The sequence below is a fragment of the Nocardia sp. NPDC020380 genome (assembly GCF_044386975.1).
Classification (GTDB): domain Bacteria; phylum Actinomycetota; class Actinomycetes; order Mycobacteriales; family Mycobacteriaceae; genus Nocardia.
The window spans coordinates 241,681-259,287 of the sequence record NZ_JBIRVQ010000010.1 but is presented as its reverse complement, the minus strand read 5'-3'; the positions used below and the strand labels follow the sequence as shown (position 1 = coordinate 259,287).

The 17,607-nt window shown below is 67.6% G+C and carries 19 protein-coding genes; 10 read left to right on the top strand and 9 right to left on the bottom strand.

Translation table 11 applies throughout. The features are described from left to right. Positions 1 to 19 precede the first annotated feature (19 nt). A complete protein-coding gene (locus ACH438_RS28300; RefSeq protein ID WP_397010510.1) occupies positions 20 to 211 on the top strand; it encodes a DUF3046 domain-containing protein in 192 nt (63 codons plus the stop codon). A gap of 9 nt (positions 212 to 220) precedes the next feature. On the opposite strand, the gene ACH438_RS28295 is transcribed toward ACH438_RS28300, so the two are convergent. Next, the gene (locus tag ACH438_RS28295; RefSeq protein ID WP_397010508.1) at positions 221 to 745 is read right to left on the bottom strand and encodes a CGNR zinc finger domain-containing protein; all 525 of its coding nucleotides are present in this window, start codon (positions 743 to 745) and stop codon (positions 221 to 223) included. A gap of 156 nt (positions 746 to 901) precedes the next feature. Between ACH438_RS28295 and ACH438_RS28290 the strand changes: the two genes are divergently transcribed. Both ACH438_RS28290 and ACH438_RS28285 read left to right on the top strand, forming a co-directional pair. Beyond that, positions 902 to 1,783 (top strand): pyridoxamine 5'-phosphate oxidase family protein, encoded by an 882-nt coding sequence (locus ACH438_RS28290; RefSeq protein ID WP_397010797.1) that lies wholly within the window; start codon positions 902 to 904, stop codon positions 1,781 to 1,783. 13 nt (positions 1,784 to 1,796) lie between these two features. Next, on the top strand, positions 1,797 to 2,246 hold the full coding sequence (locus tag ACH438_RS28285) for a nuclear transport factor 2 family protein (RefSeq protein ID WP_397010506.1): 450 nt from the start codon (positions 1,797 to 1,799) through the stop codon (positions 2,244 to 2,246). Between the two features lie 109 nt (positions 2,247 to 2,355). Here the strand turns inward: ACH438_RS28285 and ACH438_RS28280 are convergent, their stop codons facing one another. Next, positions 2,356 to 3,756, bottom strand: coding sequence for a DHA2 family efflux MFS transporter permease subunit (locus tag ACH438_RS28280; protein WP_397010504.1), 1,401 nt, complete (start codon positions 3,754 to 3,756; stop codon positions 2,356 to 2,358). Between the two features lie 94 nt (positions 3,757 to 3,850). On the opposite strand from ACH438_RS28280, the gene ACH438_RS28275 reads away from it, so the two are divergent. The 3 genes from ACH438_RS28275 to recX all read left to right on the top strand — a co-directional run bounded on the left by ACH438_RS28275 (position 3,851) and on the right by recX (position 7,985). After that, complete coding sequence (locus ACH438_RS28275; RefSeq protein ID WP_397010502.1) at positions 3,851 to 4,873, top strand: Lrp/AsnC family transcriptional regulator; 1,023 nt, start codon at positions 3,851 to 3,853, stop codon at positions 4,871 to 4,873. Positions 4,874 to 5,022: 149 nt separating this feature from the next. Next, positions 5,023 to 6,066, top strand: coding sequence for a recombinase RecA (recA, locus tag ACH438_RS28270; RefSeq protein ID WP_397010500.1), 1,044 nt, complete (start codon positions 5,023 to 5,025; stop codon positions 6,064 to 6,066). 2 nt (positions 6,067 to 6,068) lie between these two features. After that, a complete protein-coding gene (gene recX / locus ACH438_RS28265) occupies positions 6,069 to 7,985 on the top strand; it encodes a recombination regulator RecX (protein WP_397010498.1) in 1,917 nt (638 codons plus the stop codon). A 105-nt stretch (positions 7,986 to 8,090) separates the two neighbouring features. On the opposite strand, the gene ACH438_RS28260 is transcribed toward recX, so the two are convergent. The 5 genes from ACH438_RS28260 to ACH438_RS28240 form a co-directional block, all read right to left on the bottom strand. Beyond that, complete coding sequence (locus tag ACH438_RS28260; RefSeq protein ID WP_397010496.1) at positions 8,091 to 8,369, bottom strand: hypothetical protein; 279 nt, start codon at positions 8,367 to 8,369, stop codon at positions 8,091 to 8,093. A 152-nt stretch (positions 8,370 to 8,521) separates the two neighbouring features. Next, positions 8,522 to 9,427, bottom strand: a complete 906-nt coding sequence (locus ACH438_RS28255) for an amino acid ABC transporter permease (RefSeq protein WP_397010494.1) — start codon at positions 9,425 to 9,427, stop codon at positions 8,522 to 8,524. After that, entirely contained in the window at positions 9,424 to 10,104 is a 681-nt protein-coding gene (locus tag ACH438_RS28250; RefSeq protein ID WP_397010492.1) for an amino acid ABC transporter permease, read from the bottom strand. Before ACH438_RS28250 ends, ACH438_RS28255 begins: the two co-directional genes overlap by 4 nt. Positions 10,105 to 10,120: 16 nt before the next feature. Beyond that, positions 10,121 to 10,954: a glutamate ABC transporter substrate-binding protein gene (locus ACH438_RS28245; protein WP_397010490.1), complete on the bottom strand. Its 834-nt coding sequence runs from the start codon at positions 10,952 to 10,954 to the stop codon at positions 10,121 to 10,123. 30 nt (positions 10,955 to 10,984) lie between these two features. Then, positions 10,985 to 11,713, bottom strand: a complete 729-nt coding sequence (locus ACH438_RS28240; protein ID WP_397010795.1) for an amino acid ABC transporter ATP-binding protein — start codon at positions 11,711 to 11,713, stop codon at positions 10,985 to 10,987. 195 nt (positions 11,714 to 11,908) lie between these two features. On the opposite strand from ACH438_RS28240, the gene miaB reads away from it, so the two are divergent. After that, positions 11,909 to 13,462 carry a tRNA (N6-isopentenyl adenosine(37)-C2)-methylthiotransferase MiaB gene (gene miaB, locus ACH438_RS28235; RefSeq protein ID WP_397010793.1) on the top strand — a complete coding sequence of 518 codons (1,554 nt, stop codon included), beginning with the start codon at positions 11,909 to 11,911 and terminating at the stop codon, positions 13,460 to 13,462. 498 nt (positions 13,463 to 13,960) lie between these two features. Beyond that, positions 13,961 to 14,542, top strand: a complete 582-nt coding sequence (locus tag ACH438_RS28230) for a hypothetical protein (protein WP_397010791.1) — start codon at positions 13,961 to 13,963, stop codon at positions 14,540 to 14,542. 126 nt (positions 14,543 to 14,668) lie between these two features. Here ACH438_RS28230 and ACH438_RS28225 read toward each other — a convergent pair whose 3' ends face one another. Next, complete coding sequence (locus ACH438_RS28225) at positions 14,669 to 15,019, bottom strand: hypothetical protein (RefSeq protein WP_397010488.1); 351 nt, start codon at positions 15,017 to 15,019, stop codon at positions 14,669 to 14,671. Positions 15,020 to 15,306: 287 nt separating this feature from the next. On the opposite strand from ACH438_RS28225, the gene ACH438_RS28220 reads away from it, so the two are divergent. Both ACH438_RS28220 and crcB read left to right on the top strand, forming a co-directional pair. Beyond that, the gene (locus ACH438_RS28220; RefSeq protein ID WP_397010486.1) at positions 15,307 to 15,819 is read left to right on the top strand and encodes a fluoride efflux transporter FluC; all 513 of its coding nucleotides are present in this window, start codon (positions 15,307 to 15,309) and stop codon (positions 15,817 to 15,819) included. Further along, positions 15,816 to 16,178, top strand: coding sequence for a fluoride efflux transporter CrcB (gene crcB / locus ACH438_RS28215; protein ID WP_397010484.1), 363 nt, complete (start codon positions 15,816 to 15,818; stop codon positions 16,176 to 16,178). Before ACH438_RS28220 ends, crcB begins: the two co-directional genes overlap by 4 nt. A gap of 3 nt (positions 16,179 to 16,181) precedes the next feature. Here crcB and ACH438_RS28210 read toward each other — a convergent pair whose 3' ends face one another. Further along, positions 16,182 to 17,582 (bottom strand): MFS transporter, encoded by a 1,401-nt coding sequence (locus tag ACH438_RS28210; RefSeq protein ID WP_397010482.1) that lies wholly within the window; start codon positions 17,580 to 17,582, stop codon positions 16,182 to 16,184. Positions 17,583 to 17,607 lie beyond the last annotated feature (25 nt).

The window sequence follows — 17,607 nt, the reverse complement described above, 5'->3', positions numbered from 1 at the left end:
GGTTGGTAGGCTCGCGGCCGTGCGGTTGACGGAGTTCCAGGAACTGTTGCATACCGAATTCGGTACTGCGCGCGGCGACGCGTTGCTGACCGACCACGTGCTGCCCGCCATGGGGCGCACGGGCGCGCAGGCCATCGAGTCGGGGGTGGATCCGCGGGATGTGTGGCGTGCGCTGTGCACGGAATTCGATGTGCCGCGGTCTCGTTGGTGACCCGGCGGGTCAGTCCTCGCCGTTGAGTTTTCTGGCGTAGTAGCGGGTGGCCTTGGCGCGATTGCCGCAGATGGCCATGGAATGCCAGCGCCTGGTGCCGTTCTTCGAGGTGTCCAGGAACCACAGCACGCAGTGCGGATGCGCGCACTGTTTGATCCGGTCGGGTGTGGCTGACAGCAGTTCCAGCAGGTTGTCGGCGGCGAGCCAGGCGGGTAACCATTCCGGCTGCGGTACTTCGGGTTCGGCGGCCGGCCCGGCGGCGGACAGTGAACGCCGGATGCGCCCGCGGTCCAGGACGGCGTTCAGATCGGCGCGGGAATCACCGCGCACGGTGTGCAGGATCGCCTCGCGGGCCGTGCGCAGGGCCTGCAGCATGGGTTCGCCGGCGGGGAGTCCGAGGTCGTTGTCGGCCAGCCATTGCCGCACTCCGGCCACGTCGGTGAGTAGATCCTCCAGCCCGTCGGCCGACATCCAGCGCGTATTGAGCAGGTCCAGGGCGAGGGGTTCACCGAGGTGGGGGCGGGGATCGGGCACATCCGATCGTAACCGCCGGGGCGTAGTCATCGGCTGGACACCTCCGTCTAACCGGTCGAAGTGGTCACAAGGGTTGACAGGCTGATCCTGCTGTCCCTAGATTCTAACTAGTAAAACTACTTATACAGGTTAGATCATCCGGAGGGCATCATGAGCATCGCCTACCACCCCGGGGAACGGGCCGTTCAGGAACGCCTGGGCCAGGCCCATATCGCCCAGCGCGTCGGCCGGATGATCCGGCCCGACATCCCGTACCCGTTCGCCGAATTCCTGGCACAGCAGCCGATGATCGTGGTCGCCGCCGCCGACGATGCCGGCCGCATGTGGGCGAGCCAGCTCACCGGCCCGCCGGGCTTCACCGCGGCCGAGGACGAACGCACCATCCTCGTCAACGCTGTACCCGTCCCTGGTGATCCCCTCGCGGAGGCGCTGCATACCCCGCGGCGACTCGGCATGATCGCGCTGCAACCGCAGACGCGGCGGCGCATGCGCGCCAACGGCCGCTCCGAACCCGCCCCGCACGGACTGCGGATCACCACCGATCAGGTGTACGGCAACTGCCCGAAATACATCTCCCGCCGCGATATCGAGCAATGGTCACCAACCGCGGCCACGACCGTGCGGCGCGCCGCCGAGCTGAATTCCGTGCAATGGCTGGCCTCGACACTGGCTGACACGTTCTTCATCGCGTCCGCCGACGCCGACGGCAATACGGACGCCTCCCATCGCGGCGGCAATCCCGGCTTCCTGCAGGTGCTTTCACCCACCCACCTGCGCTGGCCGGACTACCGCGGCAACTCCATGTTCATGACCCTGGGCAATCTCGCCGCCGACCCCCGCTGCGGACTGCTGATCCCGGACTGGCGCCTCGGCTCGACCCTGCAGCTCACCGGCACCGCCGAGATCACCTGGGACGAAGACGCCTGCACCACCGGCGCGCAATGCGCCATCGACTTCACCGTGCACGAGGTGGTGGAGATCTCCGGCGCCACACCCCTGCGCTGGAGCGAACCCGAACTCTCACCTGCCAACCCCTGAAAGGAACACCGACATGCGACCGCCGCTGCCGCCCTTCGACCCGGACTCCGCGCGAATCAAGGTCCGGGCCGCCGAAACCGCCTGGAACTCACGCGATCCCGAAACCGTCGCCCAGGCGTACACGGAGGATTCCGTGTGGCGCAATCGCGACGAGTTCGTCACCGGCCGCGCCGAGATCGTCGACTTCCTGAAACGCAAGTGGGCCAAGGAGAACGGCTACGCCCTGCGCAAGGAACTCTGGGGCTTCCGCGAGAACCGCATGGCCGTGCGCTTCCAGTACGAATGGCACGACGAATCCGGTCAATGGCACCGCAGTTACGGCAACGAACTGTGGGAGTTCACCCCGGAGGGGCTGATGTCGCGGCGTGAGGCGAGCATCAACGACATCCCCATCGCCGAATCCGAGCGCCGCATCTTCGGTCCCCGGCCCGAAGGCGACGAGACGCCGCTGCCGATCGAATAGTCCTGCAAGGCAGGAGCATCGGGCACACAACAGAGCGAGGTCCCGTCCCCGTATCGGGGGCGGGACCTCGCCGCATCGTGTGCGCGCCCGCTGCGCGCGGTATCTCGTATCAGCCGACCAGGACCGGCTCCTCGATCACATCCGGTACCCGCTGCTGGACCCGGAACAGGGCGAAGGCGATGACACCCGCCACCACACCCACGGCCCCGGCCACGCCCACCGCGGTATCGAGACCGGTCACGAAGTGCGGCAGCGATATCGGTCCGCTACCGGCCCCATTGCGGAACACCGTGCCCAGCAAGGCGACACCGAGGGCGAGTCCGAGCTGGCGGGCGGTGTTCACCGCACCCGCCGCGGTGCCGCTCTGCTGCGGCGGCACGGCCGCCATACCCGCTCCGACCACCGCCGGGGCGACGATGCCCACGCCGATGCCGATCACCACGAAACCGGGAACCAATGCGGCCCAATCGGATCCACTGCCGATGATGGTCAGCAGACCGCTACCGGCGCCGAGCACGACCAATCCCGCGCCGATCGACCACTGCGGCGCCAGATCGTGCAACAGGCGGCCGAACATGCCCGACACCAGGAACGCGGTGAGCGCCATCGGCAGCATCGACAGCCCGGCCCGCAGCGGGGACAGGTGCAGTTGCTGCTGCAGCCACAGCGAGATCAGCGGGTTCGCGGCGAAGGCGGCGAAGTTCAGTCCGGCCGCCGCGATCAGGGTGGCCGCGAAACCCGGGCTGCGCAACAGCGACAGCGGCAGCATCGGTGCGGCGCTACGGGATTCGATCACCACGAACGCGATGCCGGCGATGACGCCGGCGAGGATCGTCGCGGCCGCCTGGGTATCGCCCCAGCCGTGTTCACCGGCGCGGATGATGCCGTAGGTGACCGCGGTCGCCGCCACCGCGAAGGAGATCATGCCGGGCAGATCCACCTTCCGGTCCGCGCGGCGCTGCGAAGGCCCGAACACCGAGGCGGACAGGGCGATGGTGACCGCGGCGATGGGCAGGTTGACGAAGAAGATCCATCGCCACGACAGCAGATCGGTGAGCACGCCGCCCAGCACCACGCCGATCCCGGCGGCCGCACCGGCCACCGCGCCCCAGGCGCCGAACGCGATTCCGCGATCCTTGCCGGTGTAGGTGGCGTGCAGCAGCGACAGGGTGGTCGCGAACATGGCCGCGCCGCCGATGCCCTGCGCGGTCCGCGCCGCCACCAGGAATTCGGACGAGTGCGCCAGCCCGCAGGCCAGCGAGGCGGCCGCGAACAGGACCAGACCGATGAGATAGGTGGGCTTGGCGCCGACCCGATCGGCCAGCGAACCCAGCACCAGCAGCAGGGCCGCCAGCGCGAGCGCGTAACCGTCGACCACCCACTGCAATCCGGACAGGCCGGTGTGCAGATCGGCGGCGATGTCGGGGAGTGCGACGTTCACGATGGTGACGTCGATGAGCAGCATGAAGGTGCCCAGGCATGCCGCGAACAGTGGGAGCCACTTCCGCATGATTACCTCCAGAGAACGAACGATTTCGTCATAAAGGTTCGCGCGAACGCGGGTATCCCCATAGCTGGAGCGAATACTGCGTTAGATTCCTCCTATGGATGCGGAATGGGAAGACGATTCCTCCGTAATGGATGTGCTCGACAAGCAGATCGTGCACGGCCTGGTGTGCGATGCGCGCATCCCGTTCGCGCGGCTCGGGGCCATTCTCGGCGTCTCGGAGCAGACGGTGGCGCGGCGCTATCGGTCCCTGCGGAAACTGGGGATCCTGCATGTGTCGGGGCAGGTCAATGTGGTGCCGCTGGGGCATGCGCGCTGGATTCTGCGGCTCGAATCCGCGCCCAGCCGGGCGGTGGCGCTGGCCGAATCCCTTGCGCGCGTACCGGATCTGAACTGGGTGTCGCTGCTGTCCACCGGATCCGAGGTGATGTGCGTGTGCCGGCCGCGCAGCCTGGAACGGCGGGACGAGCTGCTGCTGCGGCAGTTGCCGCGGGTCAGTCAGTTGAAGGGGATGGTCGCGCACGAGGTGCTGCGGGCGTTTCCGTTCGAGGAGGAGTGGCCGCGCTACAGCTATCTGCTCAGCGCGGAGCAGTTGCGGGAGCTGGGGCCGCGGCCGGTGATGTGGGAACCGACCGGTCCGAAGTCGTCGGTCGTGCTGTCCCGCGAGGACGAGATCATGATGACCGTCCTGGGCCGCGACGGCCGCGCGCCCTACGCGCAGCTCGCCGCCGCCACCGGGTGGAGCGCGACCCGCGTGGCGCGGCGGATGAGCGAACTGCTCGAGGCCGGCGTGCTCTACTTCGACCTCGACTTCGCTTTGGAGAGAATGGGTTACACCGCGCGCGCCTCGCTGTGGCTGCAGGTGCGGCCCGGTCACCTGGACGGTGTGGGGAAGGCGATGGCCACCCATCCGGAGGTCGCCTATGTGGCCGCCACCGCCGGGCCCAGCAATCTGATGGCCTCGATCGCCTGCCGGGACGCCTCGCACCTGTATCGCTATGTGACCGAACGGCTGGGGCCGCTGGAGGGGATCAACAATGTCGAGGTGACGCCGGTGCTGCGGCTGTTCAAGCAGTCGCAGGCGCTGGTGGAGGTGGATCGGGTGACCGTGCTGCCCTGACCGCCGAATCTTCGCCAGCGTGTCGCGGGGCGCGTTGTTTGCCTCGAACACGTGTTCGTCTAAGCTCGGCGTCGGAACTTGTCGGTGCCTCCCTCTAACGTGAGCGCCAACCACAGCACGAGACAATCCGTCCAGAAGGGGACCAGACGATGGCACCACAGGCTTTTGACCGCGACAAGGCTCTCGAACTGGCGTTGGCGCAGGTCGAGAAGAGCTTCGGCAAGGGCGCCGTCATGCGCCTGGGCGAAGAGGCGCGCCAGCCCATTTCGGTCATCCCGACCGGTTCCATCGCGCTGGATGTGGCGCTCGGCCTGGGCGGTCTGCCGCGCGGCCGCATCGTCGAGGTCTACGGCCCGGAATCCTCGGGTAAGACCACCGTCGCCCTGCACGCGGTCGCGAATGCGCAGGCCCTCGGCGGTGTCGCGGCCTTCATCGACGCCGAGCACGCGCTGGACCCCGACTACGCCCAGAAGCTGGGCGTCGACACCGACGCCCTGCTGGTCTCGCAGCCCGACACCGGTGAGCAGGCGCTCGAAATCGCCGACATGCTGGTGCGTTCCGGCGCCATCGACATCATCGTCATCGACTCCGTCGCCGCCCTGGTGCCGCGCGCCGAGATCGAGGGCGAGATGGGTGACAGCCACGTCGGCCTGCAGGCCCGCCTGATGAGCCAGGCGCTGCGCAAGATGACCAGCGCGCTCAACAACTCCGGCACCACCGCCATCTTCATCAACCAGCTGCGCGAGAAGATCGGCGTCATGTTCGGCTCACCCGAGACCACCACCGGTGGTAAGGCGCTCAAGTTCTACGCCTCCATCCGCCTGGACGTACGCCGCATCGAGACCCTGAAGGACGGCTCCGACGCGGTCGGTAACCGTACCCGCGTCAAGGTCGTGAAGAACAAGGTCGCGCCGCCGTTCAAGCAGGCCGAGTTCGACATTCTCTACGGCGTGGGCATCTCCAAGGAGGGCTCGATCATCGATATGGGTGTGGAGCAGGGCTTCATCCGCAAGTCCGGCTCCTGGTACACCTACGAGGGCGACCAGCTCGGCCAGGGCAAGGAGAACGCCCGCAAGTTCCTCCTGGAGAACACCGACGTCCGCGACGAGATCGAGAAGAAGATCAAGGAGAAGCTCGGCATCGGCGCCGACGTCACCACCGTCGCCGAAGCCGGAGCCCCCGCCGACTTCTGACCATGACCGATCGGGAACCCGCTGCGCCCCGGCCTGATCCGCCGGGGCCCACCCCCCGCCTGGACGCGGTAGAACGCCTCCGCCGCCAACTCGAAGCAGCGGACTCCCGCGCCGCCAAACGCGGCTCCCGTTCTCCCCGCAAACCTGCCACCCCCACCCTCGGCCCCGACCTCTTCGGCCGGGACTCGGCAGACCCGTACACCCGCAACTCATCGAGCGACCTGTACGGCCGGAGCTCGGCAAATGACCGGTACAGCCGGGATTCCGGCGACCTGTACGGCCGGGACTCGGCAGATCCCAATTCCGCCAATTCCGGCTGGACCTATTCCGAACCGTCCGAACCGTATTCACCCCCTGATGCGCCCTCGGCCCACACGGCCTACGATGCAACAGGTTTCGCCAAGGCCGGCCACAACCTGACCGCCCCCGAACCACCCGACGACACCCCCGAAGACCCCTGGGCCCCACCCTCCGAGCCCGCCGGGTCCCCCCGACGTTCGCCCACCGGGCGACGCCGGTCGCCGGGGCAGTGGCGAGAGGAAGCGTCCACTGCCCCCGGCGACGGCGGGAAATCCTCCGCCCCGGAATCCACGCCTCCCGGCTCATCCACCACCACCGCGAATTCTCCACGCGCGCCGCGCAACTCGGCCTACCGCGACATTCCCAGGACTTCTCGCCCCGATCACGGCGCCGCCGAACACGGCGCAGACTCCCAAACAAGTGCCAGCCGCACAGGCCGGCGTGCGAAGGCGGAGACGCGAACTGATCGCGGTGCCACCGGCGCATCGTCAGGCCCCGCTGGCGCCGCATATCGGCAAGCCGAGGAGTTCCTGGCGCGCATCACGAAAGGCGCCGCGCCGCAATCCGATCGGGACTCGGACCCTGGGCCGGTCGAGTCGGGCATCGCGACCGGTACAGAGCGGGACGGCCGGGCAAATCGCGTGGCGGAATCATTTGCTGAACTCGGTATGGCCGACCGAGATGACGGCGCCGATGCGGCCGGGATGGTCGCCGGCGGCCAGCGGCGTGGCTCGGCGGATCGGCGGGCGGGAGGCACTGCGCCGCAGGCTGATCAGGGGGTTGACGATGATTCGGAGGAGGGGGATCGGCGCGGTGGGCGGGGTGGTCGCCGTCGTGGGCGGGGGCAGCGGCCGGAGTCGGGTGCGGGGGCACGGGAATCCGGGCCGGCCGGGGGCGGGACCGAGTCGCAGGCGAAGGATGTTTGCCTGCGGTTGTTGACGGATCGGGCTCGGAGTCGGGCGGAGCTGGCGGATCGGCTGGCGGAGAAGGGGTTTGCGGCCGGGGTGGCGGAGCGGGTGCTGGATCGGTTGGCCGAGGTCGGGTTGATCGATGATGCGGCGTTCGCGCAGCAGTGGGTACATTCGCGGCATACCTATTCCGGCAAGGGCAAGAAGGTGCTCGCGCAGGAGTTGCGGCGGAAGGGGATTGCGCCGGAGGATGCGGAGCCCGCACTCGAAGCGATCACCGCCGAGGACGAGAACGCTCGCGCCGCCGATCTGGTTCGCCGCAAGTTGCAGTCCTTGTCTCCGGACCTCAGCCGGGACAAAGCCATCAGCCGGCTGGTTTCCATGCTGGCTCGGCGAGGATACGCGCCTACCACCGCGTATTCGGTGGTGACGGCGGAACTTTCGGCCTCGGGTCTCGACCTGCCGCGTGAGACACCTCGGGCCGCACAGCCCGAGAAGCCCTCCGTGCCGGCGAAGACCGACGACGACGGTGAGCAAGAGGGCGAGGGCTCGGACGAGGACAGCGCCGCCGAGTTCGTGCGCCGGAAGATGCGGTCGTTGCCGCCGAACCTGGAGCGGGAGAAGGCGATTCGCCGCTTGGTCGGCATGCTGGCGCGCCGCGGCTACAACCAATCCCTCGCCTACAAGGTGGTCAAGGCCGAATTGGGTTGAGGCCAACCGCTTTCATGGTGGCGGCGCCGAAGCTACCCGGCGGTTCGGTAAAGCTCACTCCACCGAGGCTACCCAGCATCGAGCGGGCTCTGGTTGCGGCGTCGGCTAGTGGTGGATGCCGCGGGGGTGGGTGGTGCCGTGGCGGCGTTGGGGGCCGCGGGTGGCGCCGCGGTCGGGGCGGCGCGGGGTGGCGGATCGCGGTGCGGGTGCCGGGATCGCGGATTCGGTGGTGTTCGAGGCTTCCATGCGCCGGCGCCCCTTCACTGTCAGCAGTGCGCCCACGGCGGCGGCGATGGCCGCGCAGACCGCCGCGAGCGGTGTGATGATGCTGATCAGCGTGAGGCCCAGCGCATATTGTTTTCGGCCCCGGTCGTACTCGCCCATGAACAGAAGTATGCGAGTCTCGCTGCCGGATTGTCCGCAGGTCGGGGGACTTGTGACCATTGGATTCCTGGTCAGGCGTACAGGTTTCGCCTCCGGATGCGAAGCGGCCCGGGTGAACCATGTTCACCCGGGCCGCTTCGTGGAGTACGCGCCTACTTCGGCGCGGTGTCGCCGGCCGCGCCGGACATCACCATGTCCATGCCGGGCGGCGGGGTGCCGCCGGTGGCGGCGAGTACCGTGCGGGAGCCGCGTTTACGGGTGCGCAGGAACTTCTCCAGACGCGTCGCCAGCACCGTCAGCGCATAGTTGACGATGATCATGACGGCCGCGATCACCAGCAGCGACGGAATGGTGTTCTGTTCCGCCGCACCGAGTTGCTGCCCCGACCGCACGATCTCGCGGTAGGTGATCTGGTAGCCCAGCGCCGTATCCTTCAGCGCCACCACCATTTGCGAGACCAGCGCCGGCAGCATGGCGGTGATCGCCTGCGGCAGCAGGATGGTGACCATCACCTGGGTCTTGCGCAGCCCCAGCGCGACCGCCGCCTCGGTCTGCCCCTTGGGCAGCGCCTTGATCCCGGACCGCACGATCTCCGCGATGACCGAGCCGTTGTAGATGGTCAGCGCCGTCACCACCGCCGCCAGCGCCAGCTGATCCGACTGGAACAGATTGTTCTGCGCGAACAGTGAGAACAGGAAGATCATCAGGATCAGTACCGGAATGGCCCGCGAGACCTCGACCACCACACCGGCGATGATCCGCACGATCCGGTGATCCGAGAGCCGCAGAATGCCGAAGATCATGCCCAGCACCATGGCGAACACGATGGACAGCAGCGCCGCCTCGATGGTGCCGCGCAGACCCGGCAGCAGGTAGGTGCTCCAGATGTCGCCTTCCACGAACGGCTTCCACTTCGCCGCCGTGAACTGCCCCTTGTCGGAGAGCCCGTGATAGAGGAACCACACGGCCGCGATCAGTACCGCGGCCACCACCACCGAGTAGAGGCGGTACCGCATGCGCGCCCGGGGACCGGGCGCGTCGTAGAGGACCGTGCTCATCGGCGTACCTCGAATCGTTTGGCCAGCCAACCGAAGAACAGACCGGTCGGCAGAGTCAGGATCACGAAGCCGAGCGCGAAGATGGCGCCGACCTGCAGGGCCGCCGCCTCGTTCTCGTTCATCTCCGCCATGAGCAGCGCCGCCTCACCCACGCCGATGGCGGAGGCGATGGTCGAATTCTTGGTCAGCGCGATGAACACACTGCCCAGCGGCGCGATGACCGCCCGGAAAGCCTGCGGCAACACCACCAATCGCATGTTCTGGGAGAAAGTCAGGCCCAGTGAACGCCCGGCCTCCGCCTGTCCCAGCGGCACGGTATTGATGCCCGACCGCAGCGACTCACACACGAAAGCCGCCGTGTACACGCTCAATCCGAGCACCGCGAAACGGAAATTGTTCTGCGCCAGATCATTCGGCCCCTTGGCGGCCAGCCGCAACCCTAGGGTGGTGTACAGGCCCAGCGAACAGAACACGATGATCAGCGTCAGCGGCGTATTCCGGATGATATTCACGTACGCCGAACCCGCCCACCGCGCAATGGGAATGGGCGAGACCCGCGCCGCCGCCACCAGCGTGCCGAGAATCAACGCGAACAATGCCGAGGACAGCGTGAGTTTGATGGTCACCCAGAAAGCGTCGAGCAACTGGGAGTGATATCGGGAAATCAGGTCGAACATGGTCGGCCGCCGCGGCTCAGTACCGGTCGACCTGCGGCGGCGCCGGGATCTGGAGGCCGGTGGCGCCGAATTCCTTCTCCAGCGCGGCCTTCCACGACCCGTCGTCGATCATGGCCTGGATGGCGTCGTTGATCTTGCCGCGGGAATCGGTATCGCCCTTCTTCAGGCCGATCCCGTACTTCTCGGTGGTGAACGGCTGCCCGACCAGCTTCAGCGCGCCCGGCGACTGCGCCGCGTAACCGCGCAGAATGATGTCATCGGTGGTGACGGCATCCACGGAACCGGACTTCAACGCCTCCACGCACAGCGAGTAGGTGTCGTATTCCTGTAGCTGAACTTCCTTGGCGTAGTGGTCCTTCACGTACTGCGCGGGCGTGGAGCCCTTGACCGAGCACAGCTTCTTGTTGCCGTTCAGCGAATCCGGCCCGGTGATATCCGTATTGTCGGAGCGCACCAGCAGCGACTGTCCCGCAATGTAGTACGGCCCCGCGAAGTCGACCTTCTGCTTGCGCTGATCGGTGATCGAATAGGTGGCGGCGATGAAATCCACCTGCCCGTTCTGGATCAGCGTCTCACGCTGCGCGGACGGTGCTTCCTTCCAGGTGATGTTCTCCGGCTTCACACCCAGCTTGCCGGCCACATAGGTGGCGACGTCCACATCGAAACCGCTGTGGCTGCCGTCCTTGTTGAGCAGTCCCAGGCCCGGCTGGTCGAACTTGATGCCGATGGTGAGCTTGCCATTGGCGGCGTTCTGTGTGGCGGACTTGCTACTGCCGCCGCCACAGGCCGTGACGGCCAGCGCGAGCGCGGCCACTCCGGCGGCGATCCGGAGCGCGTGATTGATCCTCATCGGGAGTCCTTGTCTAGGAAGGTAGGTCGTTCAGTGGCTGAGGATCTTGCCCAGGAAATCCTTGGCGCGATCCGACTTGGGGGCGGTGAAGAAGGCGTCGGGCTCGGTGTCCTCGACGATCTGGCCGTCGGCCATGAACAGCACGCGATCGCCGGCGCGGCGCGCGAAACCCATTTCGTGGGTGACCACGACCATGGTCATGCCGTCCTTGGCCAGCTGCACCATGACGTCCAGAACCTCGGACACCATTTCCGGGTCCAGCGCGGAGGTCGGCTCGTCGAACAGCATGACCTTCGGGTCCATGGCCAGCGCGCGGGCGATCGCCACCCGCTGCTGCTGCCCGCCGGACAGCTGCGCCGGATACTTGTCGGCCTGATTGGCGATGCCGACTCGTTCCAGCAGTTCCAGGCCGCGAGTCCGGGCCTTGGCCTTGTCGATTCGGCGCACCTTCACCGGCGCCAGGGTCACGTTCTCCAGGATGGTCTTGTGCGCGAACAGGTTGAAGGACTGGAACACCATGCCCACATCCGCGCGCAGATTGGCCAGCGCCTTGCCCTCGGCGGGGAGTTGCACCCCGTCGATGGCGATGGCACCGGAGTCGATGGTTTCCAGCCGATTGATGGTTCGGCACAGCGTCGACTTGCCGGAGCCCGAGGGTCCCACCACGATCACGACCTGCCCCTTGGGCACCTCGAGATTGATGTCACGCAATACGTGCAGCGAGCCGAAGTGCTTGTCCACATTCCGCATCGAGATCATCGGCGCGGACGTGCTGATGGATTCGGCAGCGTCGGTCATAACCGGTGAACTTAGCTGGGATGTGGCCGAAATGCTCGCCTTTGTCGTGTCATGCCTGTGAATGGGCGGTGAGCAACCTGCGAGACCTGGGTCACCGAGCACCGAGCGCGTTTATGGTCGTCCGAGGTCAGCCATTACCCTGGTTGGGTGAATTCGTTGGCGCAGGTTTCAGCACGTGGCGAAGCAGTCCGGGACGACGCGCGGACCTACGAGGTCCGCACCTACGGCTGCCAGATGAACGTGCACGATTCCGAACGCCTCTCGGGCCTGCTCGAGGACGCCGGCTACATCAAGGCCGCCACCGGCGCGACCGCCGACCTGGTCGTCTTCAATACCTGCGCGGTCCGCGAGAACGCCGACAACAAGCTGTACGGCACGCTGGGCCACCTCGCGCCCATCAAGGCGGATCGGCCCGGCATGCAGATCGCCGTCGGCGGCTGCCTGGCCCAGAAGGACCGCGACACCGTGGTCAAGAAGGCGCCCTGGGTGGACGTCGTGTTCGGCACGCACAACATCGGCTCGCTGCCGGTACTGCTGGAACGGGCCCGCCACAATGAAGAGGCCCAGGTCGAGATCATCGAATCGCTGGAGGCCTTCCCCTCCACACTGCCCGCCAAGCGCGAATCCGCGTATGCCGGCTGGGTGTCGATCTCGGTGGGCTGCAACAACACCTGCACCTTCTGCATCGTGCCCGCACTGCGCGGCAAGGAGGTCGACCGCCGGCCCGGCGACGTGCTCGCCGAGGTGCAGGCGCTGGTCGATCAGGGCGTCATGGAGGTGACGCTGCTCGGGCAGAACGTGAACGCCTACGGCGTCTCCTTCGCCGACCCGACCGAGGAACGCGACCGCGGCGCCTTCGCGAAACTGCTGAGCGCCTGCGGCACTATCGAGGGCCTCGAGCGCGTCCGCTTCACCTCGCCGCATCCGGCCGAATTCACCGATGACGTCATCGACGCCATGGCCGCCACCCCGAATGTCTGCCCGCAGCTGCACATGCCGCTGCAGTCCGGCTCGGACCGCGTGCTCAAGGCCATGCGCCGGTCGTACCGCAGCGCCAAGTTCCTCGGCATCATCGAGAAGGTCCGCGCGGCCATGCCGCACGCGGCCATCACCACCGACATCATCGTCGGCTTCCCCGGCGAGACCGAAGAGGACTTCCAGCAGACCCTGGACGTGGTCCGCCAGGCCCGCTTCACCAGCGCCTACACCTTCCAGTACTCGATCCGCCCCGGCACTCCCGCCGCGACCATGCCCGACCAGCTCCCCAAGGCCGTCGTGCAGGAACGCTACGACCGCCTGATCGCCCTCCAGGAACAGATCTCCCTCGAAGGCAACCAGGCCCTCATCGGCACCGAGGTCGAACTCCTGGTCGCGGAAGGCGCCGGCAAGAAGAACGCCGCCACCGCCCGCATGTCCGGCCGCGCCCGCGACGGCCGCCTCGTCCACTTCCGCCCCCCGGCAAACCCGGCCCCCGGCACCGAAATCCGCCCCGGCGACATCGTCACCACCGACATCACCGGCGCCGCCCCCCACCACCTCATCGCCGACGGCGCCCTCCACACCCACCGCCGCACCCCAGCCGGCGACGCCCACGAACGCGGCATCACCCCGAAGACAGCCCCCATCGGCGTCGGCCTCGGCCTGCCCCGGATCGGAGCGCCTGCCCCGGAGCCGGTCTCCACCGGCTGCGGCTCCAGCTGCGGCGAGTGAAAGCGGCCCATATCCAGGAAGCACCGCCCACCTGCGACTCCGCGTGCTGGGCGCTGGTCATGGTGCCCGCAGCGGCGACCGCCCCGACCTGCGTCGACAGCCGCGGTAAATTGCGGCTCGATGCTGCGGTGAACGGCGTGAGCGGGGGCGGGTTGCAGCTGCCATGACAGCGCGCAGCATGCCTCTGCCTCGGGGTTTCAGGGGTTTACCCCTGAGAGCTACGAGAGTTGTTTCCACCCCGGCGCCAACTACGCAGCGTCATAGGGCAGGATCGCTGGGGAAGCGCGACGGATTTCGGCCCGCGGGAACTTCCGCCGCGCCCGGCACGACCAGTTATCCGTCGCTTGCGTGTGGCGGATGCCGCAGGAGCGAGGATCGCACCGCATGACCGAGCAGCCCGATGAGGCCCGTGACCGGCCGGAAGCCCCGGCGACACCGGAAAACGCAGCAGTACAACCCGACTCGACGCCCGAACAGGCCGAAGCGAACGAGGAGACCATGAAGGCAGCCGAGCCCACCCCGGATTTCGAGCAGTTCCGCGCGGAGCTCGAGGCCGTCGAACGCAAGATCGCCGGTGAGATCGATCCCGGCATCCGCGCCATGGTGGTCGCCGGTGCGGTGTTCCTGCTGCTGATCTCGCTGGTGCTTCCGCACGCCGGTCACGCCCGCGGTTTCGATGTCCTGCTGTCGGATGCCGCGGCCGCGGCCGAGCACATCGGCCTGCCGTCCCGTGTCTTCGTCTGGTTCACCACGGTCTTCGGTATCGGTTTCTCGCTGCTGGCGCTCATCACCCGCCGCTGGGCGTTCTCCTGGATCGCCGCCGCCGGTTCCGCGATCGGCAGCGTCTTCGGTGTGCTGTCCATCTGGCACCGCAACACTCCCGAGCCGGGCAACTATCACGGCGCGGGCCCGGGCATCGGCCTGATCATCGCGACCTTGGCGAGCATCGTGCTCACCTTCCACTGGGTGCGCGTGGTGTGGAACCGCACCTCCGTGCATCTCGCGGCCGAGGAGCAGCGCCGCATCGTCGAGGCCAAGGCCGAGGAAGTCCGCCGCCGTCGCCTGTTCGGCGAGGACTGAGCCGCAGATTTCATGAAGAAAGGCCCGGGGCAATCGAATCCGATTGCCCCGGGCCTTTCTTCATGATCGGGCCGCAGCCCCGATGCTCCGGCGCCCCGCCGCGCAACGGGCCGCCGTCGCGGTGGTTCAGGCGGCCGCCGCGTGCCGCAGCTGCCGCATGACGGTGTCGGGATCCGCCACATCGACGACGAGACGGGTGAAATCCGCGCCCTGCAGTTCGATGAGCACGCCCTGCCCGCCGAACCGGGTGTCCCAGAACTCCTTCCGGCCCTTGCCGCGGAAGATGCCCGCCGCGATCACACCGGGGAAGAATGTGCCCGGCGCCCGCACCCACGGCGGACGCAGGTCCACCGGCGCGGACGTCACGCAGGCGACATTGCGCAGATCGAAAGTCACATGCTCGCGCAGTGCCAGTACCCGATGGGTTCCGGTCACACGCACGGTCACAGTCGTTCCGGTGACCTCCAACTCGACCATCCCGCACCTCGTTTCGTCCCGACTTCGTCAACGAGTTCCACAGTGCCCGCCGTACCTGGCGGGAGCCTGAGGGTTCTCTGGTATTTCCTTAGGGCTTCATCAGCCCCGGACCAGCGGTGATCTCGCGCACATCGGCCCCGGAGATCATGGACGAGTGACTAACCTCTACGGTGTTGTGCGGCGGTGGGGCTCGCCGCTCCGGCGTTCTGCCGGAAAAACCGCGGCGTTCGCCGCCAACAGTCCCTACGCCATCAACCCGAGTTCGGGATTGGAGTAGGGAGAAGTCTGTGAGCAGCGAGCTGAGAACGCCCGGCGGGGTGGAGCCGGTCGACCCGGATATCGATCTGCACGTTCCCGAGCAGCAACGGGAACTGTTGCGGTCGCAGGGCGCGATCCTGTCGGCCATTTCGATCGGCGGCGCCCTCGGCGCGCTGGGCCGTTATGGATTGGCGCTGGCCTGGCCGACTCCGCCGCACACGTTTCCGTGGGCCACCTTCGTCATCAATGTGGGCGGCTGCTTCCTGATCGGCGTGCTCATGGTGCTGGTGACCGAGGTGCGGGTGGCGCATCCGGTGGTGCGGCCGTTCCTGGGCGTCGGCATTCTAGGCGGCTTCACGACCTTCTCGACCTACGCCAATGACATTCGCGGGCTGCTGCGGCCCGACACCGTGGGCACGGCTTTCGGTTATATGGCGCTGACGCTCGTGTGTGCGCTGCTGGCGACGCTGGTCGCGTTGCGTGTCACGCGTGCGGTGTATCAGGCTGCGCGGCAGCGGAATCGGCAGGAGGTCGCGGCATGACCGTGGTACTCGTCATCCTCGGGGCCATGGTGGGGGCGCCGTTGCGCTACCTCACCGATCGGGCGATCCAGACGCGGCACGACAGCGTATTCCCGTGGGGCACCTTCACGGTGAACCTGATCGGCTGCATGATTCTCGGCGGGATCACCGGGGCGGCGGTCTCGTCGCCGTGGGTTGCGCTGCTGGGCACCGGGTTCTGTGGCGCGCTCACCACGTACAGCACGTTCAGTTTCGAGACGGTCCGGCTGGCCGAGCAGAACGCCTACTTCTACGCGGCGCTCAATGTCGTCACCAGTGTGGTGGCAGGGCTCGGCGCGGCGCTGCTGGGTTACAGCGCCGCGCAAGCCATCTTCGGCTGACCTTCAACCCCGTTCCGGGCGGTAGGCGAGTCCGGCCGCCGTGGCGGCGATCCCGGCGACCACCATGTAGATCCAGCCCGCCCGGAATTCGGTCAGCGTGCGCTGGGCCTGATCACCGAGGATCGCGGTCAGGATGGCCACGCCCAGTGCGGAACTGGTCTGCCGCGCCATCATCAGCGTGCCCGAGCCCAGCGAGATCTGGTCGGCGGGCAGCAGGGTCGAGGCCCCGAACAGCGGCGGCTGCAGCAGTGCGGTGCTGATCCCGCCGCAGATGGCGCCCGGAATCATCACCACCGCATAGGAATCCGAGAATCCGCTGGCCAGCACCCACCAGGCGCAACCGGCCGCGATGGTCGCCCCGCCCAGCGCCGCCGAGGTCCGAGCGCCCACCAGCGCGATGAACCGTCCCGAGAACGGGGACAGCAGCAGGCAGCTGATCGGCATGATCGCCACGCCGAGGCTGGCCCGCAGCGTCGAGTAGTGCCATTCCTCGGTCATGAACAGGGTGGCTTCCAGCACCATGGCCGCGAAGGCCAGGTAGTAGCAGAACACGCCGAGGGTGGCGATGCGGAACGGCTTGTGCCCCAGCACCATCGGGCTCACCACCGGATCCGGGTGATGCCGCACGTGCCACACGAACCACGCCGACAGCAGCACGGCCGCGACCAGGCAGCCCAGCGTGCCGGGCGCCGCGTAACCCCAGTCCGGGGCCTGCACGAACACCGTCGTGAAGGCCGCGGTCGCGCCGAGGATCAGGGCCGCGCCGAGCAGATCCAGCCGCCGGTTCGCCCGCACTTGAATGTCCGGCAGCATCCGCAGCCCGAAGGCGAACGCCACCACCGCGAACGGCACGTTCAGCAGGAAGATCCACCGCCAGCCGGCCTGCAACAACAGTCCGCCGATGACCGGTCCGCTGGCGCCGCCGGCCGCCGCGATGGCGGTCCAGATGCCCATGACCTTGGTGTGTTCCGACTTCTGGAACACCGGCAGCACCAGACCGAGCCCGGTCGGGATGAGCAGTGCGCCCGCGGCCGCCTGCACGATGCGGGCGATGATGAGCGCCGCCAGATTCGGCGCCAGCCCGCAGGCGATGGATGCCAGCCCGAAAAGGGCTATGCCGATGAGGAATCCGCGCTTGCGGCCGGTGTCGTCGGCGAAGCGACCGGCCGGGACCAGCAGGGCGGCCATCACGATGGTGTAGGCGTTGAGCGTCCACGACACCGCGCCGGTGGAGGCGTTCCCGAAGGAATGCTGCAGGGCCGGGAAGGCGACGATGACCGCGAAGAGATCGAGAATGGCGAGGTACTGGGCCACGCCGGCGATGGCGAGGACTCGCCATCGCCGGGCGTCGAGGGGGGGTTCGGTGTCGGGCCGGGGGACTGCCCGGGTGGTCGTTGTCGTCATGAATTCGACTATGCGAGCGAAGGAT

Bases quoted from the DNA above. Each gene is read 5' to 3' on its own strand.
- ACH438_RS28285 (WP_397010506.1), top strand. From the start codon at position 1,797: ATGCGACCGCCGCTGCCGCCCTTCGACCCGGACTCCGCGCGAATCAAG.
- ACH438_RS28280 (WP_397010504.1), bottom strand. From the start codon at position 3,756: ATGCGGAAGTGGCTCCCACTGTTCGCGGCATGCCTGGGCACCTTCATG.
- ACH438_RS28275 (WP_397010502.1), top strand. From the start codon at position 3,851: ATGGATGCGGAATGGGAAGACGATTCCTCCGTAATGGATGTGCTCGAC.
- recA (WP_397010500.1), top strand. From the start codon at position 5,023: ATGGCACCACAGGCTTTTGACCGCGACAAGGCTCTCGAACTGGCGTTG.
- recX (WP_397010498.1), top strand. From the start codon at position 6,069: ATGACCGATCGGGAACCCGCTGCGCCCCGGCCTGATCCGCCGGGGCCC.
- ACH438_RS28260 (WP_397010496.1), bottom strand. From the start codon at position 8,369: ATGGGCGAGTACGACCGGGGCCGAAAACAATATGCGCTGGGCCTCACG.
- ACH438_RS28255 (WP_397010494.1), bottom strand. From the start codon at position 9,427: ATGAGCACGGTCCTCTACGACGCGCCCGGTCCCCGGGCGCGCATGCGG.
- ACH438_RS28250 (WP_397010492.1), bottom strand. From the start codon at position 10,104: ATGTTCGACCTGATTTCCCGATATCACTCCCAGTTGCTCGACGCTTTC.
- ACH438_RS28245 (WP_397010490.1), bottom strand. From the start codon at position 10,954: ATGAGGATCAATCACGCGCTCCGGATCGCCGCCGGAGTGGCCGCGCTC.
- ACH438_RS28240 (WP_397010795.1), bottom strand. From the start codon at position 11,713: ATGATCTCGATGCGGAATGTGGACAAGCACTTCGGCTCGCTGCACGTA.
- ACH438_RS28230 (WP_397010791.1), top strand. From the start codon at position 13,961: ATGAAGGCAGCCGAGCCCACCCCGGATTTCGAGCAGTTCCGCGCGGAG.
- ACH438_RS28225 (WP_397010488.1), bottom strand. From the start codon at position 15,019: ATGGTCGAGTTGGAGGTCACCGGAACGACTGTGACCGTGCGTGTGACC.
- crcB (WP_397010484.1), top strand. From the start codon at position 15,816: ATGACCGTGGTACTCGTCATCCTCGGGGCCATGGTGGGGGCGCCGTTG.
- ACH438_RS28210 (WP_397010482.1), bottom strand. From the start codon at position 17,582: ATGACGACAACGACCACCCGGGCAGTCCCCCGGCCCGACACCGAACCC.